The sequence below is a fragment of the Pseudomonas sp. P1_A1 genome, assembly GCF_056406935.1.
On sequence record NZ_JBFTZE010000006.1, the window covers coordinates 118,124 to 142,416 of the forward strand.

A 24,293-nucleotide genomic window follows, 5' to 3' on the forward strand; every position below is an offset into this window, starting at 1 on the left:
TCAAGTCTCCTTCGGAGGCAGCGAACGCCCGGCGCCGTGCCGGGTGCCCGAATGGTTGTCGATGCAACAAATCAGAAAAATTCGGTGTAGCGCTGGATCTCCCAATCGGAGACGTGGCGGCTGTATTCCACCCACTCCATGCGCTTGAGCTTGATGAACTCGCCAACGATTTGCGGGCCGAGCACCTCGGCGAACAACGGGTCGGCTTCGAGCGCGTCGCAGGCTTCCTTGAGCGATTGCGGCAGGGTCTTGATGCCCCGCGCGGCGATCTGCTCGAGGCTCAGGCTGTAGAGGTTTTCGTTGCAGACATGGTCGATTTCCAGCTGGCGGTCGATGCCGTCCAGGCCGGCAGCGATGATCGCGGCGCTGACCAGATAGGGATTGCACCCCGCGTCCGGCAGACGGAATTCAAGACGGCCGTAAGGCACCCGCACCATGGCTGAACGGTTGTTGGCGCCGAAGGCAATGAAGGCTGGCGCCCAGGTCGCACCGGACAACGAATTGCCCACCACCAGTCGCTTGTAGGAGTTGACCGTCGGTGCGGCGAAAGCACACAGCGCCGGGCCGTGGGCAAGCAAGCCGGCGGCGAAGTGATAGGCCATTTTCGACAGCCCCATACCGCTCGGATCGCTGGCGTCATGGAACAGGTTCTTGTTGTCGGCGCTGCTGATCGACAGGTGAAAGTGCATGCCATTTCCCGCGCGCTTCGGGTCCGGCTTGGGCATGAACGAGCAGATCATCCCCAGGTCATTGGCGATCTCGCCGGCAGCCATGCGAAAGAAGGTGAAGCGGTCCGCCGAGGTCATGGCGTCGCTGTAGGTGTAGTTGATCTCGAACTGGCCGTTGGCGTCCTCGTGGTCGATTTGATAGACCTCGAAATCCACCGCCTGCAAGGCTTCGGTCAGCCGTTCGAGGAACACCCGGGAGCGCGACAGGCCTTTGTAGTCGTAGCAAGGCTTGTCCAGGTTGTCGCTGAGGTCGACCAGTTGCAGTTTGCCCAGCTCGTCGCGACGCATCAGGTTGAACTCGGGCTCCAGACCGGTGTTGAGGGTCCAGCCCTTTTCTTCCAGGCGTTGCACTTGTTGCTGCAGCACATAACGGCTGTCATACGGATGCGGCTTACCATCGACGTGGCCGACGCACACCACCCGTCCGTAACCCGGCTGCCACGGCACTGGAGTCAGGGTGGACAAGTCGCCGCGAGCCATGAAGTCCGGGCCGTGGGGCTCCATGCCCATGCCACTGATCGCGAACCCGGCAAAACCCGCCCCCTCTTCGGCGACGGTCTTGAGCCCACAAATCGGCACCGACTTGGTCTTGGCCRCACCGTGAATATCCACAAATTGCGCAAGCACGTACTTGATCCCGTGCTTGTCGATGATGCGCTGGGTTTCTGCTGGCAACATTGCTCGTCACTCCTCGCGAAAGGCAAAACATTCTGGATGGGCCTTGACCGTCTTTTTATTCCTAAAAAGAAAGTTATTTTCCCAATAGGAATGCAAAGCCCTTGCCAGATTCGCGAGTGCAACGCTGATACGCCGTGAAAGGCGCTTTTGTGCTGTATATATGGGAAAATTCTTTTCCCTGTGGGAATACTGCAAAGATGAATGCGAGCCGAACGCCGCGATTTGCACTTTCTCAGTGCGAAACTAATATTACTGAACGGAAAGTGTGCAGGATCTGATGACTATGTCGACCGAAACCGCCCCGCGCCTCAAGCTTGAGCAATATCTGGGTTTGCAGATCAAGCGCCAGCGCCAGGCCCAGGACCTGAAATTGTCTGACGTGGCCAAGATTGCCGATATCAGTCAGGGCATGTTGAGCAAGATCGAAAACGCCCAGGTGTCTACCAGCCTCGATACCCTGAGCCGTCTATGCGATGTGCTCGGCCTGCCACTGTCCAAGTTGTTCAGCGAATACGACCAGCAAGACGGTAGTGCGCTGTTGGTCAAGGCTGATCAGGGCATGGAAGTGGTGCGCCGTGGCACCGAGAAAGGCCATACCTACCATCTGCTCAACCACACCCGCGGGCCGAAGAAGAGCTTCGAGGCCTACATGGTCAGCATGGATGACGCGAGTGAGGAGTTTCCGACCTTCTCTCACCCCGGCACCGAATTCCTCCACCTGCTGGAAGGTGAACTGATCTATCGCCACGGCAATCAGCTGTACCACATGGAAGCTGGCGACAGTCTGACGTTCGAAGGCGAAATCCCCCACGGCCCCGAGCAACTGGTGCAGGTGCCGATCCGCCTGCTGTCGATCATGAACTACGGTTCCGACAAAGAATAACGCCCCTCTTCCCCCGCTCTGCCCTGCCTCGAGGCCGACCCACTGTCGGCCTCGCGTATTTTCCTATCAGTTAAAAAACTTTCTTAAAAGCTCTGGACTCGGCGCGACCATTCCCCTATAAAGCCACAAACAGGAATAATTTATTCCCTACAAGAAAATTCGCTCATGGATGAGCCTGCTGTCCGCTAATGATTTTTTTCGCTATGCGATGAGCTGCCGCCATCATCCCGAGGACGTGTCATGCAACACGAAAAAAACCATTTCATCATCAAGATCACCTGTCCCGCGGTGTCCGGCATCGTCGCTGCCGTCACCACCTATCTGGCGGACAACAGTTGCTACATCGGGGAGATGGCGCAATTCGACGACGACTTCAGCGGCCGGTTTTTCATGCGCGCAGTGTTCCGCTTCAATGACGGCCACCAAGGCGACCTGCAACAGATCAAGGACGGTTTCACCGACGTCGCCCAAGCGTTCGACATGACCTGGGAATTGCACGACACCCGCGAGCCGATGCGTGTGCTGCTGATGGTCAGCAAGTTCGACCATTGCCTGACCGACCTGCTCTACCGCTACCACAAGGGCGAGATGGACATGACCATCACCGCCATCGTCTCCAACCACCTCGACCTGCGGCCCATGGCCGAACGCGAGGGCATTCGCTTCATCTACTTGCCGGTGACGAAGGAAACCAAGGCCCGACAGGAAGCCGAGCTGATGAAGATCGTCGACGAAACCGGCACCGAACTGGTGGTGTTGGCGCGCTACATGCAGATCCTCTCCGATGACCTGTGCAAGCAACTCTCGGGGCGGGCGATCAACATTCACCATTCGTTCTTGCCCGGCTTCAAAGGTGCCAAGCCTTATCACCAGGCCTACCAGCGTGGTGTGAAACTGATCGGCGCCACCGCCCATTACGTCACCAGCGACCTCGACGAGGGACCGATCATTGAGCAGGAAGTACAGCGGGTCGATCACGTCTACCTGCCCGACGATCTCGTGGCCACCGGCCGTGACACCGAAACCGTGGCCCTGTCCAAGGCGGTCAAGTACCACCTGGAGCACCGGGTTTTCCTCAACCAGGACAGAACGGTGATCTTCCGGTGAACGCACACAAACTGATCGACGGCAAAGCCACCGCCGCCCGTGTCCTGGTACAGGTCCGCAAGGACGTGGAGCGCCTGCGCGAGCAAGACATTCAACCGGCGCTGGCGGTGATTCTGGTGGGCAACGACCCGGCCAGCCAGGTCTACGTGCGCAACAAAATCCTGCGCGCCGAAGAGGTGGGTATCCGCTCGCTGGAACATCGGCTTTCCACGGACACCAGCACTGAACAGTTACTCATTCTGATCGCCCGATTGAATGCCGATCGCTCGATCCACGGCATTCTTCTGCAACTGCCGTTGCCGGCTCATATCGATGAGTTGCGCGCACTGGAAGCTATCGCCCCGGACAAGGACGTTGACGGATTCCACAGTCAGAACGTCGGCGGCCTCAGCCAGGGACGCACCGTACTCGCGCCCTGCACGCCCAGTGGTTGTTTGTATTTGCTGGAACAAACCTGCGGCGATCTGCGCGGCAAGCACGCGGTGGTGATCGGCCGCTCGAATATCGTCGGCAAACCCATGGCAGCGTTGTTGCTGCAGGCTGACTGCTCGGTGACCGTCCTGCATTCGCGCAGCCAGGATCCGCAGGCCCTGTGCCGGCAGGCAGACATCGTCATCGCCGCCGTAGGTCGCCCAAGACTGATCGACGCCAGTTGGCTCAAGCCTGGCGCGGTGGTGATCGACGTCGGTATCAACCGTATCGAGGACGATGGCCGTAGCCGTCTGGTAGGCGACGTCGACTTCGACAGCGCCCTGACGCAAGTCGCGGCAATCACCCCCGTACCCGGAGGTGTCGGCCCGATGACCATCGCCTTTCTGATGAAAAACACCGTGACCGCAGCCCTTGCGCAACACCAGGCCCTACGCAGCCAATCGGAGGCCTTATGCCATTCAATCTATTGAAATACGGGCTGAGTTCGGAGTACCCGGTGGACGTGGATTTGCCGCCACCAAAGGAACTCAAATCTTGCTATGACGTGGTGATCATCGGCGCCGGCGGCCATGGTCTGGCCACCGCCTACTACCTGGCCAAGTACCACGGCATCACCAACATCGCGGTGCTGGAAAAGTCCTATCTGGGCGGCGGCAATACCGCGCGCAACACCGCAGTGATCCGCTCCAATTACCTGACCAGCGAAGGCGTGCGCTTTTATGCCGAGTCGGTGCGGATGTTCCAGTCGCTGTCCAACGAATTCGATTTCAACATCATGTACTCCGAGCGCGGCCAACTGACCCTGGCTCACACCGATGCCACGGTGCGTTCGTTCCGTCAGCGCGCCGAGGTCAACAAACACTTTGGCGGCCGTACCGAGATGATCGACCGTCAGCAGATTCGCGAACTGGTGCCCAGCCTCAACCTCGATCCCGGTCACTTGCCAGTGATCGCCGGTCTGTGGCACATCGACGGCGCCACCGCGCGCCACGACGCCGTGGCCTGGGGTTACGCCAAGCAGGCGGCCAAGCGTGGTGTGGAAATCCATCAGCTCACCGAAGTCCAGGACCTGATCATCGAGAACGGCGCCATCACCGCCGTGAAAACCAATCGCGGCACCATCAAGTGCGGTTGTGCAGTGCAGGCGATTGCCGGACACAGTTCCTTGTTGATGGCCAAGGCCGGGATCCGTTCGCCGATCCAGACCTTCCCGCTGCAAGCGATGGTCACCCAGCCGTTCAAACCGTTTCTCGATCCGCTGGTGAGCTCCTCCGCCCTGCACTGCTATGTGCAGCAGACCAGCCGCGGTGAAGTGGTGTTCGGTGGCGGCTCCGATCCCTATCCACTGTTCAATACACGCTCGACGCTGGACCTCAAGGAAAGCTTGCTGGCCCATGCCATCGAGATGTTCCCGTTCCTGGCCAACGCCAAGCTGATGCGCCAATGGGCCGGTATCACCGACATGACCCCGGATTACAGCCCGATCATGGGTCTGTCACCGGTGAAGAATTACTACCTCGACGCCGGCTGGGGCACTTGGGGTTTCAAGGCCACGCCGATCTGCGGCAAGACCATGGCCGAGTTGGTGGCCAGCGGCGGCAAGGTACCGGAGCTGATCAAACCCTTCGGCCTTGAGCGTTTCTCAACCTTCCAGCAAGTCAACGAAATGGGCGCCACGGCGGCCAGTCACTGACGGAGAGCGGACTATGAAAATCATGAATTGCCCGCTCAACGGGCCGCGCAATATCAGCGAGTTCACCTATGGCGGTGAATTCAAGCCGATGCCTGACCCGGTCAGTTGCAGCGACGCCGAATGGGCCGATTACGTGTTCAACACCGACAACCTCGCCGGTGTGGTGCGCGAATGGTGGATGCACACGCCATCCAGCTACTGGTTTCTCGCGGAGCGCCACACCGTCAGCGATGAAATCCTGCGCACCTTCGCCCCCAAAGAACTGTTCACCGCCCGCGTCGACTTCAGCGCCGCCAAGGAGATCGCAGGATGAATCGCCTACCCGCCCCCATGGGCTTGCTGATCGACCGTGATCAGCCGCTGGATTTCAGCTTCGACGGCCACCGCTACCAAGGCTTGCAAGGCGACAGCATCGCCAGCGCCCTGTTGGCCAACGGGCGTTTCCTGATCTCCCGTTCGTTCAAATACCATCGCCCGCGTGGCCCGCTGACCATGGCCGGCCAGGACGCCAACAGCCTGGTACAGTTGCCCGAAGAGCCCAACGTGCTGGCCGACGCACATGCGTTGTCCGCTGGGTTGCAGGTGACGGCGCAGAACGTCAACGGCTCGCTGGATAACGACAAGGACGCCTACCTCGGCAAGTTCTCGAAATTCATGCCGGTGGGTTTCTACTACCGTTCTTTCTACAAGCCCAAAGGCATGTGGAAAGTCTGGGAACCGATCATTCGCAAGAAGGCCGGCCTCGGTGTGCTCGACCTGACCTTCCGGCCCGAGTACTACGACAAGGCTTACCTTTTCACCGACCTGGCAGTCATCGGCGCAGGCCCCGCCGGGCTCCATGCGGCGCTGACGGCAGCCAACGCGGGGGCCAAGGTGTTGCTCATCGAGCAACAACCGGTGCTCGGAGGTTCGCTAACCTATGCCCGCTTCGATATCGAAGGCAACAGGGCTGAAAACCTGCGCCGCGAGCTGCTCGCTGCGGTAGAGCAACACGCCAATATCCAGATCCTGACCGAAGCCACTTGCAACGCCTGGTTCACCGACAACTATCTGCCGGTGATTCAGGGCAAACGCATGTACAAGGTCCGCGCCCGCCAGTGCCTGGTGTGCAGCGGGGCCTTCGATCAACCGGTTATCTTTCGCAACAACGACCTGCCGGGCGTGATGCTGACCAGCGCCGCGCAACGACTGATGAAACTGTATGCGGTCAAACCCGGTAAACGCGCCGTGGTGCTGACAGGCAACGATGACGGTTACCTCGCCGCGCTGGATCTGCATGACCAGGGCGTGGAGGTCGTCGCGGTGGTGGACCTGCGTCATGGTCCTTCGGACGAATCCTTGCTGCGCGCACTGGCGCAACGCAAGATCTACCATCAGAGCAACAGCACCGTCTATGAAGCCCAGCACGAGAAAGGCATGCGCCATATCAACGGCGTCGACGTGCGCAAGATCACCGCACAAGGCCAGGTCGCCGAGAGCGGGCAACACCTGGAGTGCGATTTACTGTGCATGTCCGCCGGTTACATGCCGGTCTATCAACTGCTGTGCCAGGCCGGCGGCAAACTGGCCTACGACGATCAGCGTGCCGAGTTCACTCTCAGCGGCCTGCCAAAGAATCTGAATGTCGCCGGCTCGGTCAACGGTCGTCACCAGCTGGATAACGTGATTGCCGATGGTGTGAATGCCGGTACCGAAGCCGCCCTCGCGCTGGGTCTGACAGTCGGTACGCAACGCGCGCCATTCAGCGGCGAGGCTCGGGTCAACTTTAATTGGCCAATCTTCCCGCATCCCAAAGGCAAGGACTTCGTCGACTTCGACGAGGATCTGCAAGTAGCCGACATCGTCAACGCCACCCGGATCGGTTATCGCGACGTGCAACTGGTCAAGCGCTACTCCACCGTCGGCATGGGCCCGTCTCAAGGTCGTCACTCGGCGCTGCCGACCGCGCGGTTGGTGGCCTGGGCCACCCAACGCAACATCAGTGAAACCGGCGTGACCACGGCACGACCACCGTTTGTGGCTGAAAAACTGGCGCATGTCGCCGGTCGCGCGTTCGACCCGTACCGGCAAACGCCGATGCACGCTCGTCACCTGCAAGCCGGGGCGAAGATGATGCCCGCCGGAATCTGGCAACGCCCGGCCTACTACGGCAACGCGAAGGATCGCGAGGCGTGCATGCAGGCCGAAGCCCTGCACGTGCGCAACAAGGTCGGCATCATCGATGTCTCGACCCTCGGTGGCCTTGATGTGCGCGGCCCGGATGCGGCCGAACTGCTCAATCGGATGTACACGTTCGCCTTTCTCAAGCAGCCGATCGGCCGCTCCCGTTATGCGCTGATGACCAATGAGCATGGCGTGGTGATCGACGACGGTGTCTGCGCGCGGTTTGCCGAGAACCATTTCTACGTCACCGCCACCACCAGCGGTGTCGACCGGATCTATCAGCAAATGCTTAAGTGGAACGCGCAATGGCGCCTCGACGTGGATGTCGCCAACGTCACTGCGGCCATTTGTGCAGTCAACGTCGCCGGGCCGGACTCGCGCAGGGTGCTGGAACAGGTCTGCACCGACCTCGACCTGAGCGCCGATGCCTTCCCTTATCTGGGCGTTCGCCAGGGCACCGTGGCCGGCATCAAGGCCCGGTTGTTGCGAGTCGGTTTTGTCGGCGAACTGGGCTATGAAATCCACGTACCCGCGCGTCATGGGCTCAAGCTCTGGGACGCACTGATTGAGGCCGGCAAAGCACATGACATCCGCCCTTTCGGCGTCGAAACCCAGCGCCTGCTGCGTATGGAAAAAGGCCACGTGATCATCAGTCAGGACACCGATGGAATGACTCACCCGGCGGAAATCGACATGGGTTGGGCGGTCAGTCGCACCAAGCCGTTCTTCGTCGGCCGCCGCTCGGTGGACATCCTCGAAGCCCAGCCACTGAAACGCAAACTGGTGGGTTTCAGCCTGCCCAAAGGCAGCCTGCAACCGCTGGAAGGCCATCTGGTCCTTAACGGCCCGGACATCAGCGGCAACGTTACCTCCTGCGAGTATTCCGCCTCCCTGGGCAAGATCATCGGCCTGGCCTACGCCGGCATCGACCAGAGCACGCCTGGGCAACGGATTCCGATCCGCGTCGAAGGCGGCATCGTGGTCCAGGCCGAGGTGGTGCAGTTGCCCTTCTTCGATCCCGACAACCAACGCCAGGAGCTTTGAGTCATGACCAGTCTGAGAGAACAACACAGCATCGCCCGGCAAGCCCTGGCACCGTTGCCGGGGTGCCGCCTGGCGGACCTGACCGACCTGCCGCGGGTCGGTTTCCGCGGAGCCCACAGTGCCGAGTACCTGCGCAGCCGCGGCTTCGTCCTGCCAGATGCGCCCAACCGTGCGGTGATTCAAGCCGATGGCAGTCAGGTAGCGCGCCTGTCCCAGACCGAGTACCTGCTGCTGGGCAGCCCCGAGGATCAGGGGCAACGCATCGCCGACGAAGAAGCTCGGTGGGAACTGGACCACCAGGCCAACTATCTGCTGCCGCGTCAGGACAGCCACGCCTGCTTTCAACTAGCGGGCGAACACTTGAGCAAGGTGATGGCCAAACTCTGCGGCGTCGACTTGAGCCCGTTGGCGTTCGGCCCGGGTACGGTGGCCCAGACGTCCGCGGCGCGGATAAACGTGATCGTGATCAACTCCAGTACGGTGCAGCAGGCGAGCTTGCACACCCTCTGCGATCGGGCGTCGAAGGCGTATTTCTTGGAGGCGTTGCTGGATGCAATGCAGGAGTTTTCCGGATTGGTAACGGATCGGACGACAGTCTGACGCTTGGCAGAAACGGGGTGAACCGCAGAAAACTTAGACGTTGCAAAAGCGGGCGTCAGCTCACACAAAAAGGAAGAGTTCCACTAAGAGCCAGTGGCTTTGGGGTAAACGTAGGGGATTCCATTTCATGGCCTAAATCACCATCAAAGAACTCGAGTCGCTGACTGCCAACGATGCCGACCGGATCCTACGGGAGGATGGCAATTTGGCCGGTCGAATCTGAGTCCGCAAGGACGGTGTGTCGGTCAGCTTTATCTATCGCTATCGGTGGGGCGAGCAGAACAAAGAACACTGCTGCGGGTCTTGGCCGCGCAAATCCCTGACGGACATCCGCAAGACCCGTAACAATGCCGAATTACAACGCTGTTTTAATAAGGACTTATAGCCTGCACTCGGTAAAACAGCGGTGAGTAGTGTGTCCGAACACGATATTCGGGCGCTGATCCGCACCGTGGTCAACCGCGGCGCTCACCGTCAAGCCGTCAGCTTTTTCGCCGACCTCAACCCGATGTTCAACCGGGCCAGAAAACGTCAGCCCTGGCGGGTCTTATTGATCGAGGGCGATCCGACTGAACTGGTCGACATATTCCCATTGATCCCTGCCGACTACGAAGCGGAAAGAAGCCGCATCCTTTCCCCGGATGAGCTCTTGGAGCTGCACGACCGCTTCCAGCAAATGACCGCCGATTACGACGCCCTCCCCGCGGGCCAAAAATACAACGGCATTCGGCCGCTAAAGAAGGAAACGCAGCTCGCGCTCTGGATCAGCCTGGGCTGTGCCGGATTGGCGAGTTGCTGCAGGCCGAATGGAAAAATGTCGATCTGGAGCGGCGAACGTGGTCCCTCCCCACTGAAAACGTCAACGGCTCCAGGGGCAAGAAACAGGACCACCATATCTTCCTCTCCCCCTTCGCCCTGAATTTCTTTCAGGAACCCAAGCCCCTGACGGGAGACTCCCAGTGGTGCTTTCCGAACAAACAGGATGATGGGCATATGGACGCAAAGGTGGTGAGTAAACAGGTCGTCGATCGCCAGGCCCGGTTCAAAAACCGCAAGGCCCTCTCGAGACGGCGTCACGACGACACCCTAGTCCTTGCCGACGGCCAAAACGGCGACTGGACGCCGTATGACCTGCGTCGCACGAGCGCGACCATGATGCAGGCTCGTGGGTGAGGCTCCATTACCAGCAGCATCACTATGCCGAAGAGAAGAAGCGCGCATGGAACCTGTTGGGTGATCGACTCGGTGCGGTATTGCCCTCAACCTAGGAGCATCCACCAACCGAGTCGATGATGCCTTTTTCAGCGTATGTGGCGACAGAGACTTCGCCACCTTCATAGGGTCAACCAACTTGTGCAACTCCACAGCATCTCGGACTTCGGAGTTGTGCGRCTACCATTAAAGATCAGATCACTCCTCGAGATTTGAATGCAGAGATCTGTTCATCTGAATACCCAAGCTCCCGCAAAACGCTGACACTATGCTCGCCCAAGCCTGGTGACGGCTTCTCTTCTACCATGTCGGTGTATGGCATATGGACTGGGTGCTTCACGTAGCAATTTCCGGATTGGGCCGGCACCTCGACAATCATGCCGCGATATTGCACTTGCGGGTCGGCGATTGCCTCGGCCACCGTGTTGATCGGACTGCAGGGCACATCGGCCGCCTGAAGTGTCGCCATCCAGAACTCACGGCCGTTCTGTTGCAATCTGGCAATCATCAATGGCTCCAGACGAGCATGATTCTGCGCGCGCAGCGGGCCGTCACGCAGCAGCGGATCATCGATCCATTCAGGTCGCTGCATCGCAATGCACATCCGCTGCCACTGCTCTTCGGTATCAACACAGATGGCAATCGGTTCGTCGGCGGTGGCGAAGGCCTGGAACGGCGCGATCAACGCGTGGCGACTGCCTAGGCGGCGAGGAAGATCACCTACCTGCAGGAAGCGCGCAACCGCGTTTTCCATCATTGCCAGTTGGCAATCGAGCATCGAAATATCGATAAAAGTGCCCCTCTCGCCCTCTTGCCCCCTGCCCACCAACGCCGCCAGTACACCCACGGCAGTGAATAATCCCGACCCGATATCGCCCAGCGAAATACCCACCCGTGCAGGTGGCCCGAACTCTTCGCCGGTAATGCTCATCATGCCGGACATCGCCTGGGCGACCACATCAAAAGAAGGCAAGTGCTTGTAAGGACCATCCTGTCCAAAACCTGAAATTGCGGCGTACACCAGCCGCGGATTCAACTCGCTAACAGCTTCATAACCAAACCCCAAACGTTCCATTGCCCCTGCTCGGTTGTTTTCAATAAACACGTCGGCCGTCGTCAGTAATTGGCGCAGAACAGCTTTGCCCTCTTCCTCTTTCAAGTTCAGCGCGACGCTGCGTTTGTTCCGGTTGACACTGTTGAAGTAGATACTTTCCTCGTCTTTGAACGGCGCAACGCCTCGGGTGTAATCCCCTCCTTTTGGGCGCTCGATCTTGATTACATCAGCCCCGAGCATCGCGAGTAGCCAGGTGGAATAAGGCCCTGCCAACATATGCGTGGCATCAATGACACGTATACCGCTTAGAGGCCCTTTGTTGGGTATTTCAGATTTAATCGACATGACTTCACCCTATCTGGCAACTGAAGTTGCCAGCGAACAATTAATATTTATATTCGAGAAACCGTCTGGTCATGCAAGCGTCAGAGCTTTCTATCTAGGTAACGCGACAGCATCGGTGTTTCATTACACCGCAAAGTTGTGCTAAAGCCCTTTCCACTCTGGTGGACGTTTTTGCTGAAACGCTGCAACGCCTTCACGAAAGTCAGCAGAGTGGTAGCAACGCAACAACACGTCCTCGTCCTCGACATTTGCCACTTGGGCGTCTCGAAGTCGCCGTAACGTAGTTTTGGTCGCCCATAGCGTCAGTGGCGCAAGCTGCACCAAGTGTTCAGCTACGCGCTCGGCCGCAACTTCCAACGCGTCTTCGTCAACCAGCTCCCTGAACGCCCCGCTTGCCATCAGCGCCGAGGCATCCAGCAGGCGCGCGCTGAACACCATTTCTTTTGTCATGGATGTGCCGAACAAATCGACAAGACGCTGGTAGTTTAGAGCGCTGAGGCAGTTGCCAACCGTTCGTGCAATGGGAAATCCAAACCTGGCTGAACGGCTGATGATGCGCACGTCACAAGCAGCCGCGATAAGTGCGCCCCCACCCACACAAGGCCCTGCGATGGCGGCAACGGTCGGAAATGTCAGCGCTTCGAGCGACTGGATGAGCGTTTCACTGTGACCTTCGAGTTCAAGAAATTCAGCTGTCGTTTTCGCATCCTCCAGAGCGCCGAAATCTGCCCCCGCCATGAAGGAGGGGCGCGCTCCCGTTGCGCCGGTCAGCACCAGCGCCTTGACTGATGCATCGCGTGCCAGCTCTTGAAAAGTCCCGGTCAACGCCTCTTCCATTGCAGGCGACATCGCGTTCAAAGCGTGAGGTCGATTGAAAATGACCCATTCAACACTCCCTCGTCGTAACCGAACAATCTCGGCGCTCTCTTCAATTTTCATAGTTGAATCCTGTCTGGCCTTTTATTGAGTACTTACCGCTCGACGACCGCTGCCGCCCTGCCGGTTTAACTGTTAACCCGTTCTCCGGAAGGCAGCAGGTGGCAATCCTGTTCTGGCAAATGCAGCAGCACGACCTGCCCTACCCGAGAGTCGACCGTCGGGGGCGTAAAGGCGCGCACCGAAACGCCAGCGCCAATGTCCATCAATACGTCGCAATATTCTCCGAGGTACGCCGTGCGCAGCACCGTGCCGGGCAACACATTGGTCACGCCTTGATTTGGCCCGACGATCCGCACTTTGGACGGACGGATACACAGGGTGATTTCTGCGCCAGGACTGGCACCACTGCGGTCCACCCCCACCAGTGACTGTTCTCCAAAGCGCAATGTGCCGGGCCCCGTCAACACGCCCTTGATCACGTTATTGCTGCCGATGAACGCCGCGACGAACGCGGTGGCTGGCAGCTCGAAAATCTCCCTCGGCGAACCCAGTTGTTGCACGCTGCCTCCATTCATCACCGCCACCTGGTTGGCCGTCACCAATGCCTCGCCCTGATCGTGGGTGACGTAGACCGTCGTCAGTCCAAGCAAGTCATGCACTCGCCGGATTTCGAAGCGCATTTCTTCCCGAAGGTGCGCGTCAAGGTTCGACAGCGGTTCGTCGAGCAATAAAATGCTCGGCTCGACAATAAGCGCCCGCGCCAGCGCCACACGCTGCTGTTGCCCACCCGACAGCTCGGAGGGATAGCGGTCAGCCAGGTGGTCGAGATGGACGGTCTTCAGGGTTTTAGTGAGCTTTTCTTGCAGTGCAGCACGCGGCACCTTACGAATCTGCAAGCCAAACGCCACGTTCTCGGCCACGGTTTTGTGCGGCCACACCGCGTAGTTTTGAAAGACGAGCGATATATCCCGGCGCTCTGGAGGAACCACGCCCTGCGGGTTGGAAATGACCCGGTCATTGACGCGGATTTCACCTGCGGTCGGTGTTTCGAAACCGGCCAGCAACTGGAGTGTGGTTGACTTGCCACAGCCGGAAGGGCCAAGCAACGCCAGCAACGTTCCATCCTCCACGGTCAGGTCAATACCTTTCAGCGCCTGGAACTGGCCGAAGCTTTTTTGCAAATCACGGATCTGGATCTGGCTCATTGGGCGACTCCGGTTTCAACACTGGCACGTTTATGTTTCGCCAGCTTCACGCTGAGCATTTGAGCGATCGCCACCACCACCATGGTGACAACCAATAGCAAGACACTAGCGGCAGCCACAGCCTCGTAATTGCCGCCATCCTTGTAGTTGTAAATCAACGTCGTCATGACGTTAGTGCTGGGCGTTATCAGGAACACCGCGACTGAGAGCTCCCGCATCACGGGGATAAACACCAACAGCCATCCGGAGATCAGCCCGGATCTCATCAGCGGACCCGTGATACTGGTGAATGTCTTTGACTCACTGGCGCCCAGTATCCGTGCGACCCGCTCCAGGTCCGGGCTGATGCCCTTGAGCATTGCCCCGCCATGCGAATAAGCGATGGGCAGGAACGTCGCGACGAACGCCGCAATGATGATCGCCGAGGTCCCGTAAAGGCTCAGGGGTGGCTGGGTATAGGCGGCGAAGAAACCCACCGACAACACAATCCCGGGGATGATGATCGGCAGATTGGTCAACGCTGCGATAATGGTCGTGCCCGCGACCAGGCGGCGTTCGACGATATAGGCAATGAGGGTTCCGAGCAGGACGCAAATACTGGCGCCGATGGCGGCGTAGGCCAATGAGTTGATAATCGCCGCCTGAGTTTCAGCGTTCTCCAGAATTGCCCATCGATACCAGTGAAACGTCAGGTTGTTCAGCGATGGCCCCTGCCCCCAGGCTTTGGAGAGAGAAACGACGATCAAGGCGAAGTAAGGCAGGATCACCGCCGTCACCGGAACAATCAGCGCGAACAACAACCCGGCCCAGCGCCAGCCTTTTAGATCGATGCTGCGCCCCGCCCGGCTCTTGCCACCGATCATCACAAAACGTCTGCGGCCAAGCATTTTTTTGCGTACCCAGAACAACCCACCAGTGAGCAACAGAAGCGGCATGCAATACGCCGCCGCCATGTATAGCTCGGGCGGGAACAACTGATAGAACTCGGCCAGTTTGGTGGTGACGACCGATGTCCCTGAAGGTGTGAGCAGAAACGCTGGAACACCGAACAGGGTCATCCCCTGAATGAAGGACAGAATGAAACCGACGATAACCGAAGGCATCACCATCGGAATGGTCACGCTGAACATTGTGCGCAGAATGCTGGCGCCGAGGGTCGTCGCCGCGTCTTCCAGTTCGACCGCCATTTCATCGAGCGCACTGGCGACGATGGTGAAGGTATACGGGACGGTATAGATGGCGCAGACGAAGATTGCGCCGCTCATGGAGTAGATGTTGAACAGGGGCAAATCGCCGCCGGAGATTTGTCGATAGAGCGTATTCAGCCAACCGGCGTTAGGTGCCGCGAGCAAAATCCACCCCAGTGCACCGATGAACGAGGGGGTCACGAACGCCCCCAGCGTGAGCATCCTGATGAGCCCCCGGCCGGGCATGTTGGTACGCGCCACCAGCCAGGCCAGCGGAACACCTAGCAGTGTTGAGATCGCTGCGGTTGAAAACGCCAAAATAATCGAATTGATGATCGGCTGGATCATGCCTTTGGCAGTCACCAGGCGCACGTAATTGTTCAGCGTCCATTGTTGCGTGGCGTCATCGTGTACGCTGTTGAACAGAATCCAGCCGACCGGTTGCGCAACCAATAAGAACAGCGCCGCCAGAACCACGGTCACCACTGTCCAGCGCACCCAGGGTCGGTGTCGTCGAATCTCGGCGCCAAAGGTCGCCGAGGAAGTGCCTATCGCAAAAACGCCCATAAAGGGGTCACTCCTGAATCTACCGTCGCCAGGCCGCTCGGCCCGGCGGGTATTGGTTCAACCGATGATGTCTTTCCACTTGGCGATACCTTCAGCGACTTCGGCCGCCAGGTCTTCAGGTGGATTGCGATACCAGGTTAACTGGGACAGACTGCGGCCCTCGGCCCATGGAACGTCAGTGCGCAATGTCGGCCAGAAGTTTGCCGCCAGGATTTGCGAGACTTCAGAATCATACAAAAAGTCGGAGAACAGCTTCGCCGCATTCGGGTGTGGGGCTTTCAGTGGAATGGCACTCAAGCCCAGGTTGAGGATAGTGCCGTCGGTCGGGGTAACTACGTTTATTGGGTTGCCAGCCGCCTTCTGTGTCAGCGAATAACTGAATGGCGCACCCAGACCCACAAGGCGCTCGCCTGACAGAATATCGGTGACAGTATCCACGTTCGACTGGCCGACCTTGGGGTTCAACTTCGCCAGTTCTTTGAGGTAATGGTCGCCGTACTTTTTACGGATCGCTACCACCCAGGAAGCGACATCCCCCGAGAAGGACGGGCTGCCGACCGTCAGCTTGTTAGCCCATTGAGCGTCCAGTGCAGCCTCCCATGAGGTGGGCGCTGATGTGACTTTATCCGACTGGAAATTCAGGCTGGTCAGGCTGATGGCGCCGACCTGGAAGGTGTCGTCCTTGTCCAGTCCCTGGAATTCCTGCGGCAGAAATTCCGTACCTGCCGGCTTGTAGGGCATCAACGCGCCGATCTTTTTCAACTCCAGGTAGTGAAGAATGTTGGTACTGCCCAGCGAGTCGCAGTTGGGCGCATTGTTCTGCAGTTCGAGACGCAACCGGGTGTAGATCGTCTGCGATGCCTGACGCAGCAGGTTGACTTTGATCCCCGGGTAGCGCCGGGTGAACGCGTCGCGGATGGCTTCAATGGTCCTTTGTTCGTAAGAGCCCCAGTAAAGGTTGAGTGCACCTTCTTTCTGCGCAGCCGCGTACAGCGACTCGTCGGCAGCGAACGACGGACGAATCAATCCTGCTGCTAAACCTGCACCTGCGATACCGCTCGCTTGCAAAAATCTGCGCCGTGTAAATTCGACCATATCGATGCCCCTTCGCCTGTTGCAGCGTAATTATTGTTAGTGGATAGCAGTGTTTCTGTGGTTCAGTAATCGCCTGTCGTTGCGCCGCCGTCGACAATGAGAACTTGCCCGCTCATGTAACTGGCATCGTCGGAGGCGAGGAACGCCACGACAGAGGCGATTTCTGCGGGTTGTGCAGGCCGGCCCAGTGGCATTTTTGCGATCCAGCGCGCCCTGATCTCCTCTGGCACACTCGCCAGAATAGACGTCTCGACGATCCCGGGTGCCACGGCGTTGACCAATACGCCGTGGCGCGCGGCCTCCAGAGCGACGGTGTGAGTCAAACCCACCACGCCCGCCTTGGCCGATGAATAATTCGACTGACCGTAGGTGCCGAGGATCGCCGTGGAAGCGATATTGATGATCCTGCCCCAACCGCGCCCGACCATCGCCGCCAACCCGAATTGACACCCCATCCAGGAGCCTCGCAGGTTGACGTCGATCACCGCGTCCCAGTCTTCATCCGTCATCTTCATCAACGTTCTATCACGCACGATGCCTGCCACGTTCACCAGAATGTCGACGGCTTTGAAGGCCGGCGGCAGATCAGCCATGACCGCAGTCCAACTGTCACGGCTCGAAACGTCGAGATTGACTGCTGTCGCCTGATAGCCCTGAGTGGTCAGGGAGTGAGCCAGCTCGGCGGCTCCGGGGCCGAGGTCGGCAATGATGACCGCTGCACCCTCTTGCGCCAGGCGCTGACAAATGGCCGAGCCAATGCCGCCAGCACCACCGGTGATCAACGCAACATGCCCTTCCAGACGTGTGTTCATGATTCGCTCCCGGTACGGCAGGCGACCGCAAATACGTCTTCGCCTTCCTGCACCACTTCACCGCTCTGGTTGAGCAGACGCAGCTTCACTCTGGCAATGCCCCGCGAAGGGTTTGAAGTGCTTTTGCGCAAGTCTTCGATTTCAGCCACGTAATGCAGCGTGTCGCCTGCGAACACTGGCGCGACGAATCGGCGACGGGTTTCGAGAAACGCGATGATCGCCCAATCATCGATACTCGAGCGCAGTCCGGTGCTCATGGAGTGAGCCAACATGCCGTGGGCGATCCGGCGCCCGAAGGTGCCCTCACGCGCAGCTTCTTCATCCATGTGCAACGGGTTGAAATCGCCCGTCAACCCGGCGAACAGGACGATGTGGGTTTCCGTCAACGTGATACGGGACGACACCAATGACTGAGCAGCGGCCAGGTCGTCGAAGTAGAGGGTGGAACTCATGAGTGGCTCCTTGGGCGGAAAACCGGCAATGAGGTGGCTGAATCCGTTTCAATGAACGCAACCGACACGTTCATGCCGACGGTGATTTCGTCGACCGCCTTGCCGTGAAGTTGCGAGAGCATCAGTGGGCCTTCTTCGAGTTCGACCAAGGCGCATACATAGGGCGCGTCCAGCCGCGAATGCCCACGGTGGATAACCGAATAGGTAAACACCTTGCCGTGCCCGCAGACTTGCACCCACTCGGGCTTGATCGACAGATCATCAAGGCAATGGTCCCGGGGGTACCACTGCCACGCGCCTGACACGGGGTTGCGTTGAACGAGCAACCGCCCTTCCCGCAGGGCTACCCACCAGGGTGCCGACAGGGCGTCGGTGACAACAGGACTGAAAGTGGTCATATCGCTGACTCCTCAGACGGTCAGAATGACGGTGGCAGCGGCACAGAATGTTCCGCCCAGCCCATGAACCAACGCGACCTCCGCGTCTTTCACCTGCACGCCAGGCCCTTCACCGAGCAATTGCCGGACGCCTTCGATCAGCGCCAGCAGGCCGCGCTTGCCCGGATGGTTCGACGCCAGCCCGCCTCCGTCGGTGTTGCAGGGTAGAGAACCGCCGATGCTCAGATGGCCGTCCGCCACGAACCGCCCGCTTTCACCCCGAGGGCAGATTCCAAGGTCCTCAAGGGCCAGCATTGGTGTGATCGTGAAGGCATCATAGAGCTGCGCAACGTCGATATCGGCAGGCTTCAACCCGGCCATTTCGAAGGCGCGGGGGCCGGTTCGAGCGGCAGGCGTAATGAGTTCGCGGGACATCTGGCTGATTTGAGTACGCTGTGTGGCCATGCCGAAACCGCTCACGTAAACCGGCTTTTTCCGACAATCTGCTGCGCGCTCCCGGGTTGTCATCACGATTGCTCCGCCGCCGTCAGTCACGACGCAGCAATCGAGCCGGTGCAACGGCGACGCGATCATGGATGAATTCAGAACATCTTCTACAGTGATGGGTTTGCCGCCCAGAAACGCATCGGGATTTGCAGCGGCATGTTGCCGGAATGTTACGGCCACCTGCGCTAACTGCTCGGCCGTAGTGCCATAGAGGTGCATATGACGCTGGGCATACATGGCATACGTTGAGATGAGCGTCGGCGCGAATGGCAATTCAAACTGTCCCGGGCCGGCAGGGAGGACGAAAGGATCGAATGAAGGGGTCTTCAATGGCCACCAACGCGGTGACGCGGCGTAGCTGATCACCACGACATCAGCCAGCCCGGCAGCAATCGCCACTGCCGCGTGGGCGGCATGAACGAGATAGGAACAACCGCCAACGTCGGTGCTGTCGAACCAGCGCGGCTCTATGCCCAGGTACTCGGCCATTTCGGTCACGCTGTTGACACCGCCCCCCTCGGCCCAGTCGCCCGACGCCACACATAAACCATCGACGTCCCCAAGGGTCAGCCCGGCTTGCACCAGCGCTGCCTGGATACACTCCACCTGGATCGCGAAAGGATGAACATTCGGCGCATCCCTGCGGGGTGATTCATAGGCGCCGACAATGGCGGCGCGTCCGGAAAGGTTCAAGGCATACTCCTGAAAAGATCGAAAGCCATGACCCACAAATTCCGTCATGGAGGGCCGTGCGAACAAGCAGTTAGAAAACGCCTGACTGGTGCATTAAATGCACCGATGCATTGGCATGAGACTTGCGATTATCGTTAACACCCGAGGCCTGGAATACCTATGAATCGACGACTACCGCCCCTACTCGCCGTACGCGCCTTCGAAGGATTCAGTCGTTGTGGAAGCGTGCGGCAGTGCGCAGAAGAACTCTCGGTTTCACATACCGTGATCTCCAGGCATATACAGAATCTGGAAGCCGCCGTCGGCACGAAACTGGTCAAGAAGTCAGGTCGCGGACTTGAGATGACGCGTGAAGGTCAGCGCTACGCGGCACAGCTTCGGCGGGCACTGGATATCATCGCGGACGCGAGCAGCGACCTGCGTCAGGGCGAAGACGCGCTGCACGTCTGCTGCATGGCGGGCCTCGCTTCCAGGCGTTTGCTGGGAAGACTGGGCGAGCTTGAAGAGGCACTCAGCGGTCGTGAGCTGACACTCGAGCCGACCAGTACACGCCCCGACTTCAGTCGCAATGAAGCGGATGCCGAGATTGTCTATCTGGAGGAGCTGAATCTCGGCGAGGAACTGTGCGCAGAGCTTTTCGCCCGCCCCTTGATCCGGGCAGTGGCCAGCCCCGCGTTTTGCAATCGTTTTGCCGAGGTGACCTGCGCCGAAGACTTGCTGGAGTTACCGTTGATCCATGAGCGTAATACGCAGCGCTGGTCGCAATGGTTCAGCATCGCCGGTGTTACAGATATTCCCAGGTTGCGCGGACCACGGCTGTGGCACGGTCACCTCACCCTCGAAGCGGCCTGCATGGGTCAGGGTGTGGCACTCGTCAGCGAGCTGCTGGCCGATGAAAAAATCGCTGCTGGCGAACTGATCGATGTATTGCCGATGACGATTCGTCTAGGCGGGTATTACTTCATCGCTCCCACTCGAAAATGGAATGATCAAGCCATTGTCCGGCTGCGACAGTGGTTGCACTCAGTATTCCCCGGCGAACTGGAAAAAGGCGACATTAACGCACCAGTCAGGATGCCCGGTTCCGGTTCTGCACCGTAATAGTACATTTCACATACAAGGAGCCAGCTAATGAACATTCCGCAACCGAACGCAAAGCCCTGCGAGAAGGCAGTCGTCAGAGATGAATGGATCGACCTCTACGGCCATATGAACATGGCGTATTACGTCAAGCTCCTTGATGACTTGGGCCATCGCATTCTGGAGCAGTTCGGGCTGGGCGAGGGATACACACGGGAGCGCAATTGCGGGCTATTTACCGTTGAGGCCAATCTGAAATACCTCAGGGAGGTCAGCGCGGGCGATCCACTGCGTGTGGAGCTCACGCCCCTGAGATTTGACGAGAAACGCCTGGTGACTCAGGTCGAGCTCTTCCATGACGAGCAAAACTATCTCAGCGCGACCATGCAGCAAACGGCGGTGCATGTGAATCTCGACACCCGTAAAGTGTGCCCGTTTGGCGACGAAGCCAAGGATCGTTTGCAAAAAATGATGGGGGCTTACGCGTCAGGAGACTGGAGCACGCTCAAACCGGCATCTTGCGCTCAGCTACCGTCCACTTGACGCGCCAGCGCACCAGTCAAGGACCGAACGACGAGGAAATACTCGGTGCGGATTGAGCAGGGTTCAGCCACCCGCAGTGAACAGCGCGAACAACTGGCTGCGAAAGTTGATCCCTAGTCGTTCGAACGCCCGGTTGCGGAAGGTCTTCACAGTGCTTTCCTTGATTCCAAGGTCGGCGGCGACGCCGGCATGGGTCATTCCCCGAAACAGGCGGCTGCAGATTTTCAGCTCTTGCGAGGTGAGGTCAGGGCAATGCAGGAGCAGTTGCTGATCATGATCCTTGACGCGGTTCAAACCGATCAGAGCCATGTGACCGCGCAGTAATTGCAGTAACGCAGGGCTGAGGGCTTCGCACATCTGCAATTCGCGTTCGCTGAAAAAACCCTGGTCGCGGTGACGGTAGAGGTTGAACAGCACCGGGCGCTCCTGCTCGTCCAAGTACAGGCTCGATAGCCGCTCGATCATGCCGTGGCGCAGATAGATCGCTTCCCGATACGGCAAGAAACGGATGTCCTGTGCCAGCAGATGGCCGATTTGCCCTGGCGCTGCCCGCAACGGCTCGAACAGCGGGTCGTGGCGATAGTAGCGCTCGATATAGGCCTGGCCGCAGCGCAATACCAGACCGGTGTCTTGGTGGCGGGTGCCGACAGCCAGCAACTGCGGTCGTTTGCCGGCCATGCGCACGACGGAAAAATGCTGACAATCAACCCACTGACCAAGGTACGCCAGAAGCGCGCCAGGAAAGCCCTCGGTGCCCAGAGTGCAGACCAGCTCGCTGAAATGACGAACATCCTGGGGCAAGACAGAAACTGGCGGGGCGCTGAGACGAATCATGGCGGCGTCGGATCAATATTGTTGTATTCGGATAGGCAATCGAAACACGCCCACATGATTAACTTGTTAACGATGAGTGTGGTAGCAATGATCCGACTTGTCCACCTCCCGGTTGACACCACGCCATGCCGCCGCTCGTAAGCTGGCGCGACAACAACAACAACAACAACAACAACAACAACAACAACAACAAATGCATGGGCTGCACCCTCGCCGGCAGCCTTACACGTGGAACGGGATCTTTGCCCTGCTACAGATCCCTGGAGGAGCCTCCTTTTGTCAATCCCGACCGGCAACCTGATTACCCAAGCCCGCAAGGCCAGCGAACCGATGGCCAATCGCGATACTCCGTTCATCTACAATGAGTGGTACGTCGCCGCCTTCGACCATGAAGTGGGCCGCCACTTATTGGCGCGTCGATTGCTGGACCGTCGAGTGGTGATGTACCGGACCCAAGACGGTGAACCGGTTGCCTTGGAAGACCGCTGCGCCCATCGCTCGTTCCCCTTGTCGCGTGGACATCTGGAGGACGACGGCGTCGTCTGTGGCTACCACGGTTTCCGCTACGACCAGTCCGGCGACCTGACACAGGTACCCTCGCAAAAGAACTGCCCGCGAGGTATCGGCATTCGCCGCTATCCACTGGTACGCCAGGGCCCCCTATTGTGGATCTGGCTGGGCGATGAGTCCCTTGCCGATACCGGGCTGATCCCGCGCCAGGACTGGATAGACGACCCGGCCTGGGCCTGCACCTCCGGTTACTTCCATCATCCTGGCAACTACGTCAGCCTGCATGAGAACCTCATGGACCTTACCCACCTGAGTTTTCTCCATGCCAACACCATCGGGACTCCGGACTATGCCTGCGCGCCCTATAAGCTCGATTTCAAGGAAGGCCACTACACGCTGATCCGCGAAGTGGTACCGACCACCCTGTCGCCGGTCTGGGGCAGGACAACCGGCCTCGAGGGCTGCACGACGGCAGCACGCATCGCCACTTCAGAGTTTCTATCTCCGGCCTTGCACCGGGTCAGCGTGACCTTCTATGACAGCGCCCAACCGGTCGAGGGCCGGGAGCAGTTCCACATCCGTACCGCGCACATACTGACCCCGGAAACCCTCAACAGCCTGCATTACTTCATCGTCCACGGCCGTGACTTCGCCCGGCATGACCAAGCCCTCGGGGAATTCATGCATGAGCAACTGTTCGCCGCATTCAACGAGGATGTGCAGGGTCTCGGAGCTTTGGAGACTGCGCTCGACGATCGCGATGAGCAACATTATGAGATATCTGTGGCCAGTGACGCCCCTGCCGTGGTCACCCGCATCTACTTGAAGAAACGTGCCGACGCCGAACGGCAACCGCGCAACGGCCAGGTCGGTTGAAGCGCCGGACGCCCACTCTTCATAACAACAAAAATAATCTAAACGCTGAGCATGCCAGAGCTCGGATGGAGCCTCACTCCGTCGGCGACTGACATTGGTGGCTCGCACCGAGCGATAGTGAGCACGCTCATCAACTCCGGGCGGTCAGGGCTTGATGTTCTTCAGCTTATTGAGCAGTGCCAGCAACTGCTCAAGCGGTTCCTCGCCAAACTGTTCCTGAATCTTCAAGTAATTGCTTTCCATCCCGGCACTCATGTCGACGAAACATTGCTGCCCCAGCTCGGTGAGAGCGACGAACACTCGTCGCTGATCTTCGGAAGACTTCCTGCGCCGGACGATACCGTCGCGCTCGAGCCGGGACAGAACCCCAGTCATGCTTGGCTTGAGGATACACGCCAGGTGAGCCAGTTGATGGCTTTCCAGTTCGCCCTGCTGGCGCAGGATGCGAATCACCCGCCATTGCTGTTCGGTCAATTCATATTCGTTAAGCAGCGGTCGGAAAAATGCCATGGCCGCTTCACGGGCCTGCAACAAGGTGAGCGTAAGGGACGGTCTGGGAGTCGGCATGTTTCACGCACAAAAAGAGGATGAAGGAGCAAAGCTTAAAGTCGGCACAGGGTGCACGCAACTATCCAGGACAAAGCCAGTTTGCCCTTGCGCTGCCTCATCCATGAAAAGTGCAATCGGTTCCTTGTAAAAGCCATTTTTCAAGACGCCGGCTGCGACCATGATTGCTC

Annotated in this window: 22 protein-coding genes and 1 pseudogene; 11 read left to right on the forward strand and 12 right to left on the reverse strand. The window is 58.9% G+C overall.

Annotated elements, in window-relative coordinates; all coding sequences use genetic code 11:
* Positions 1-71: 71 nt before the first annotated feature.
* Entirely contained in the window at positions 72-1,406 is a 1,335-nt protein-coding gene (gene glnT, locus AC1D2Q_RS11075; RefSeq protein ID WP_477813214.1) for a type III glutamate--ammonia ligase, read from the reverse strand.
* 283 nt (positions 1,407-1,689) lie between these two features.
* Between glnT and AC1D2Q_RS11080 the strand changes: the two genes are divergently transcribed.
* The 8 genes and pseudogenes from AC1D2Q_RS11080 to AC1D2Q_RS11115 all read left to right on the forward strand — a co-directional run bounded on the left by AC1D2Q_RS11080 (position 1,690) and on the right by AC1D2Q_RS11115 (position 10,668).
* Positions 1,690-2,289 carry a helix-turn-helix domain-containing protein gene (locus tag AC1D2Q_RS11080; RefSeq protein ID WP_477813215.1) on the forward strand — a complete coding sequence of 200 codons (600 nt, stop codon included), beginning with the start codon at positions 1,690-1,692 and terminating at the stop codon, positions 2,287-2,289.
* A gap of 240 nt (positions 2,290-2,529) precedes the next feature.
* Positions 2,530-3,396, forward strand: a complete 867-nt coding sequence (gene purU, locus AC1D2Q_RS11085; protein ID WP_477813216.1) for a formyltetrahydrofolate deformylase — start codon at positions 2,530-2,532, stop codon at positions 3,394-3,396.
* Positions 3,393-4,298: a bifunctional methylenetetrahydrofolate dehydrogenase/methenyltetrahydrofolate cyclohydrolase FolD gene (folD, locus tag AC1D2Q_RS11090; protein ID WP_095129251.1), complete on the forward strand. Its 906-nt coding sequence runs from the start codon at positions 3,393-3,395 to the stop codon at positions 4,296-4,298. Before purU ends, folD begins: the two co-directional genes overlap by 4 nt.
* Entirely contained in the window at positions 4,280-5,521 is a 1,242-nt protein-coding gene (locus tag AC1D2Q_RS11095; RefSeq protein WP_477813217.1) for an FAD-dependent oxidoreductase, read from the forward strand. Before folD ends, AC1D2Q_RS11095 begins: the two co-directional genes overlap by 19 nt.
* Before the next feature lie 13 nt (positions 5,522-5,534).
* Positions 5,535-5,834, forward strand: coding sequence for a sarcosine oxidase subunit delta (locus AC1D2Q_RS11100; RefSeq protein ID WP_477813218.1), 300 nt, complete (start codon positions 5,535-5,537; stop codon positions 5,832-5,834).
* Entirely contained in the window at positions 5,831-8,728 is a 2,898-nt protein-coding gene (locus tag AC1D2Q_RS11105) for a 2Fe-2S iron-sulfur cluster-binding protein (protein WP_477813219.1), read from the forward strand. The genes AC1D2Q_RS11100 and AC1D2Q_RS11105 overlap by 4 nt, the downstream gene beginning before the upstream one ends.
* Before the next feature lie 3 nt (positions 8,729-8,731).
* Positions 8,732-9,328 carry a sarcosine oxidase subunit gamma gene (locus tag AC1D2Q_RS11110; protein ID WP_477813220.1) on the forward strand — a complete coding sequence of 199 codons (597 nt, stop codon included), beginning with the start codon at positions 8,732-8,734 and terminating at the stop codon, positions 9,326-9,328.
* 136 nt (positions 9,329-9,464) lie between these two features.
* A pseudogene (locus AC1D2Q_RS11115) lies at positions 9,465-10,668 on the forward strand (site-specific integrase).
* A gap of 65 nt (positions 10,669-10,733) precedes the next feature.
* Here the strand turns inward: AC1D2Q_RS11115 and AC1D2Q_RS11120 are convergent.
* The 9 genes from AC1D2Q_RS11120 to AC1D2Q_RS11160 all read right to left on the reverse strand — a co-directional run bounded on the left by AC1D2Q_RS11120 (position 10,734) and on the right by AC1D2Q_RS11160 (position 19,713).
* On the reverse strand, positions 10,734-11,939 hold the full coding sequence (locus AC1D2Q_RS11120) for a CaiB/BaiF CoA transferase family protein (protein ID WP_095129246.1): 1,206 nt from the start codon (positions 11,937-11,939) through the stop codon (positions 10,734-10,736).
* A 141-nt stretch (positions 11,940-12,080) separates the two neighbouring features.
* Complete coding sequence (locus AC1D2Q_RS11125; protein ID WP_095129245.1) at positions 12,081-12,878, reverse strand: enoyl-CoA hydratase; 798 nt, start codon at positions 12,876-12,878, stop codon at positions 12,081-12,083.
* A gap of 65 nt (positions 12,879-12,943) precedes the next feature.
* A complete protein-coding gene (locus AC1D2Q_RS11130; protein ID WP_095129244.1) occupies positions 12,944-14,023 on the reverse strand; it encodes an ABC transporter ATP-binding protein in 1,080 nt (359 codons plus the stop codon).
* Positions 14,020-15,777: an ABC transporter permease gene (locus AC1D2Q_RS11135; protein WP_477813221.1), complete on the reverse strand. Its 1,758-nt coding sequence runs from the start codon at positions 15,775-15,777 to the stop codon at positions 14,020-14,022. Before AC1D2Q_RS11135 ends, AC1D2Q_RS11130 begins: the two co-directional genes overlap by 4 nt.
* Positions 15,778-15,834: 57 nt before the next feature.
* The gene (locus AC1D2Q_RS11140; RefSeq protein WP_095129242.1) at positions 15,835-16,872 is read right to left on the reverse strand and encodes an extracellular solute-binding protein; all 1,038 of its coding nucleotides are present in this window, start codon (positions 16,870-16,872) and stop codon (positions 15,835-15,837) included.
* A gap of 62 nt (positions 16,873-16,934) precedes the next feature.
* Positions 16,935-17,684 (reverse strand): SDR family oxidoreductase, encoded by a 750-nt coding sequence (locus AC1D2Q_RS11145; protein ID WP_218244078.1) that lies wholly within the window; start codon positions 17,682-17,684, stop codon positions 16,935-16,937.
* Complete coding sequence (locus tag AC1D2Q_RS11150; protein WP_095129240.1) at positions 17,681-18,136, reverse strand: MaoC family dehydratase; 456 nt, start codon at positions 18,134-18,136, stop codon at positions 17,681-17,683. The genes AC1D2Q_RS11145 and AC1D2Q_RS11150 overlap by 4 nt, the downstream gene beginning before the upstream one ends.
* A complete protein-coding gene (locus AC1D2Q_RS11155; protein WP_095129239.1) occupies positions 18,133-18,534 on the reverse strand; it encodes a Zn-ribbon domain-containing OB-fold protein in 402 nt (133 codons plus the stop codon). The genes AC1D2Q_RS11150 and AC1D2Q_RS11155 overlap by 4 nt, the downstream gene beginning before the upstream one ends.
* A gap of 12 nt (positions 18,535-18,546) precedes the next feature.
* Positions 18,547-19,713 (reverse strand): thiolase C-terminal domain-containing protein, encoded by a 1,167-nt coding sequence (locus AC1D2Q_RS11160; protein WP_095129238.1) that lies wholly within the window; start codon positions 19,711-19,713, stop codon positions 18,547-18,549.
* A gap of 159 nt (positions 19,714-19,872) precedes the next feature.
* Here AC1D2Q_RS11160 and AC1D2Q_RS11165 point away from each other — a divergent pair, with 159 nt between their 5' ends.
* On the forward strand, positions 19,873-20,814 hold the full coding sequence (locus AC1D2Q_RS11165) for a LysR family transcriptional regulator (protein WP_095129237.1): 942 nt from the start codon (positions 19,873-19,875) through the stop codon (positions 20,812-20,814).
* A gap of 30 nt (positions 20,815-20,844) precedes the next feature.
* Positions 20,845-21,336, forward strand: coding sequence for an acyl-CoA thioesterase (locus AC1D2Q_RS11170; protein ID WP_095129236.1), 492 nt, complete (start codon positions 20,845-20,847; stop codon positions 21,334-21,336).
* 63 nt (positions 21,337-21,399) lie between these two features.
* Here AC1D2Q_RS11170 and AC1D2Q_RS11175 read toward each other — a convergent pair whose 3' ends face one another.
* A complete protein-coding gene (locus tag AC1D2Q_RS11175) occupies positions 21,400-22,170 on the reverse strand; it encodes a helix-turn-helix transcriptional regulator (RefSeq protein WP_477813222.1) in 771 nt (256 codons plus the stop codon).
* Positions 22,171-22,446: 276 nt separating this feature from the next.
* On the opposite strand from AC1D2Q_RS11175, the gene AC1D2Q_RS11180 reads away from it, so the two are divergent.
* Positions 22,447-23,556 carry a Rieske 2Fe-2S domain-containing protein gene (locus tag AC1D2Q_RS11180; RefSeq protein ID WP_477813223.1) on the forward strand — a complete coding sequence of 370 codons (1,110 nt, stop codon included), beginning with the start codon at positions 22,447-22,449 and terminating at the stop codon, positions 23,554-23,556.
* 144 nt (positions 23,557-23,700) lie between these two features.
* On the opposite strand, the gene hpaR is transcribed toward AC1D2Q_RS11180, so the two are convergent.
* On the reverse strand, positions 23,701-24,123 hold the full coding sequence (gene hpaR, locus AC1D2Q_RS11185) for a homoprotocatechuate degradation operon regulator HpaR (protein WP_477813224.1): 423 nt from the start codon (positions 24,121-24,123) through the stop codon (positions 23,701-23,703).
* Positions 24,124-24,293 lie beyond the last annotated feature (170 nt).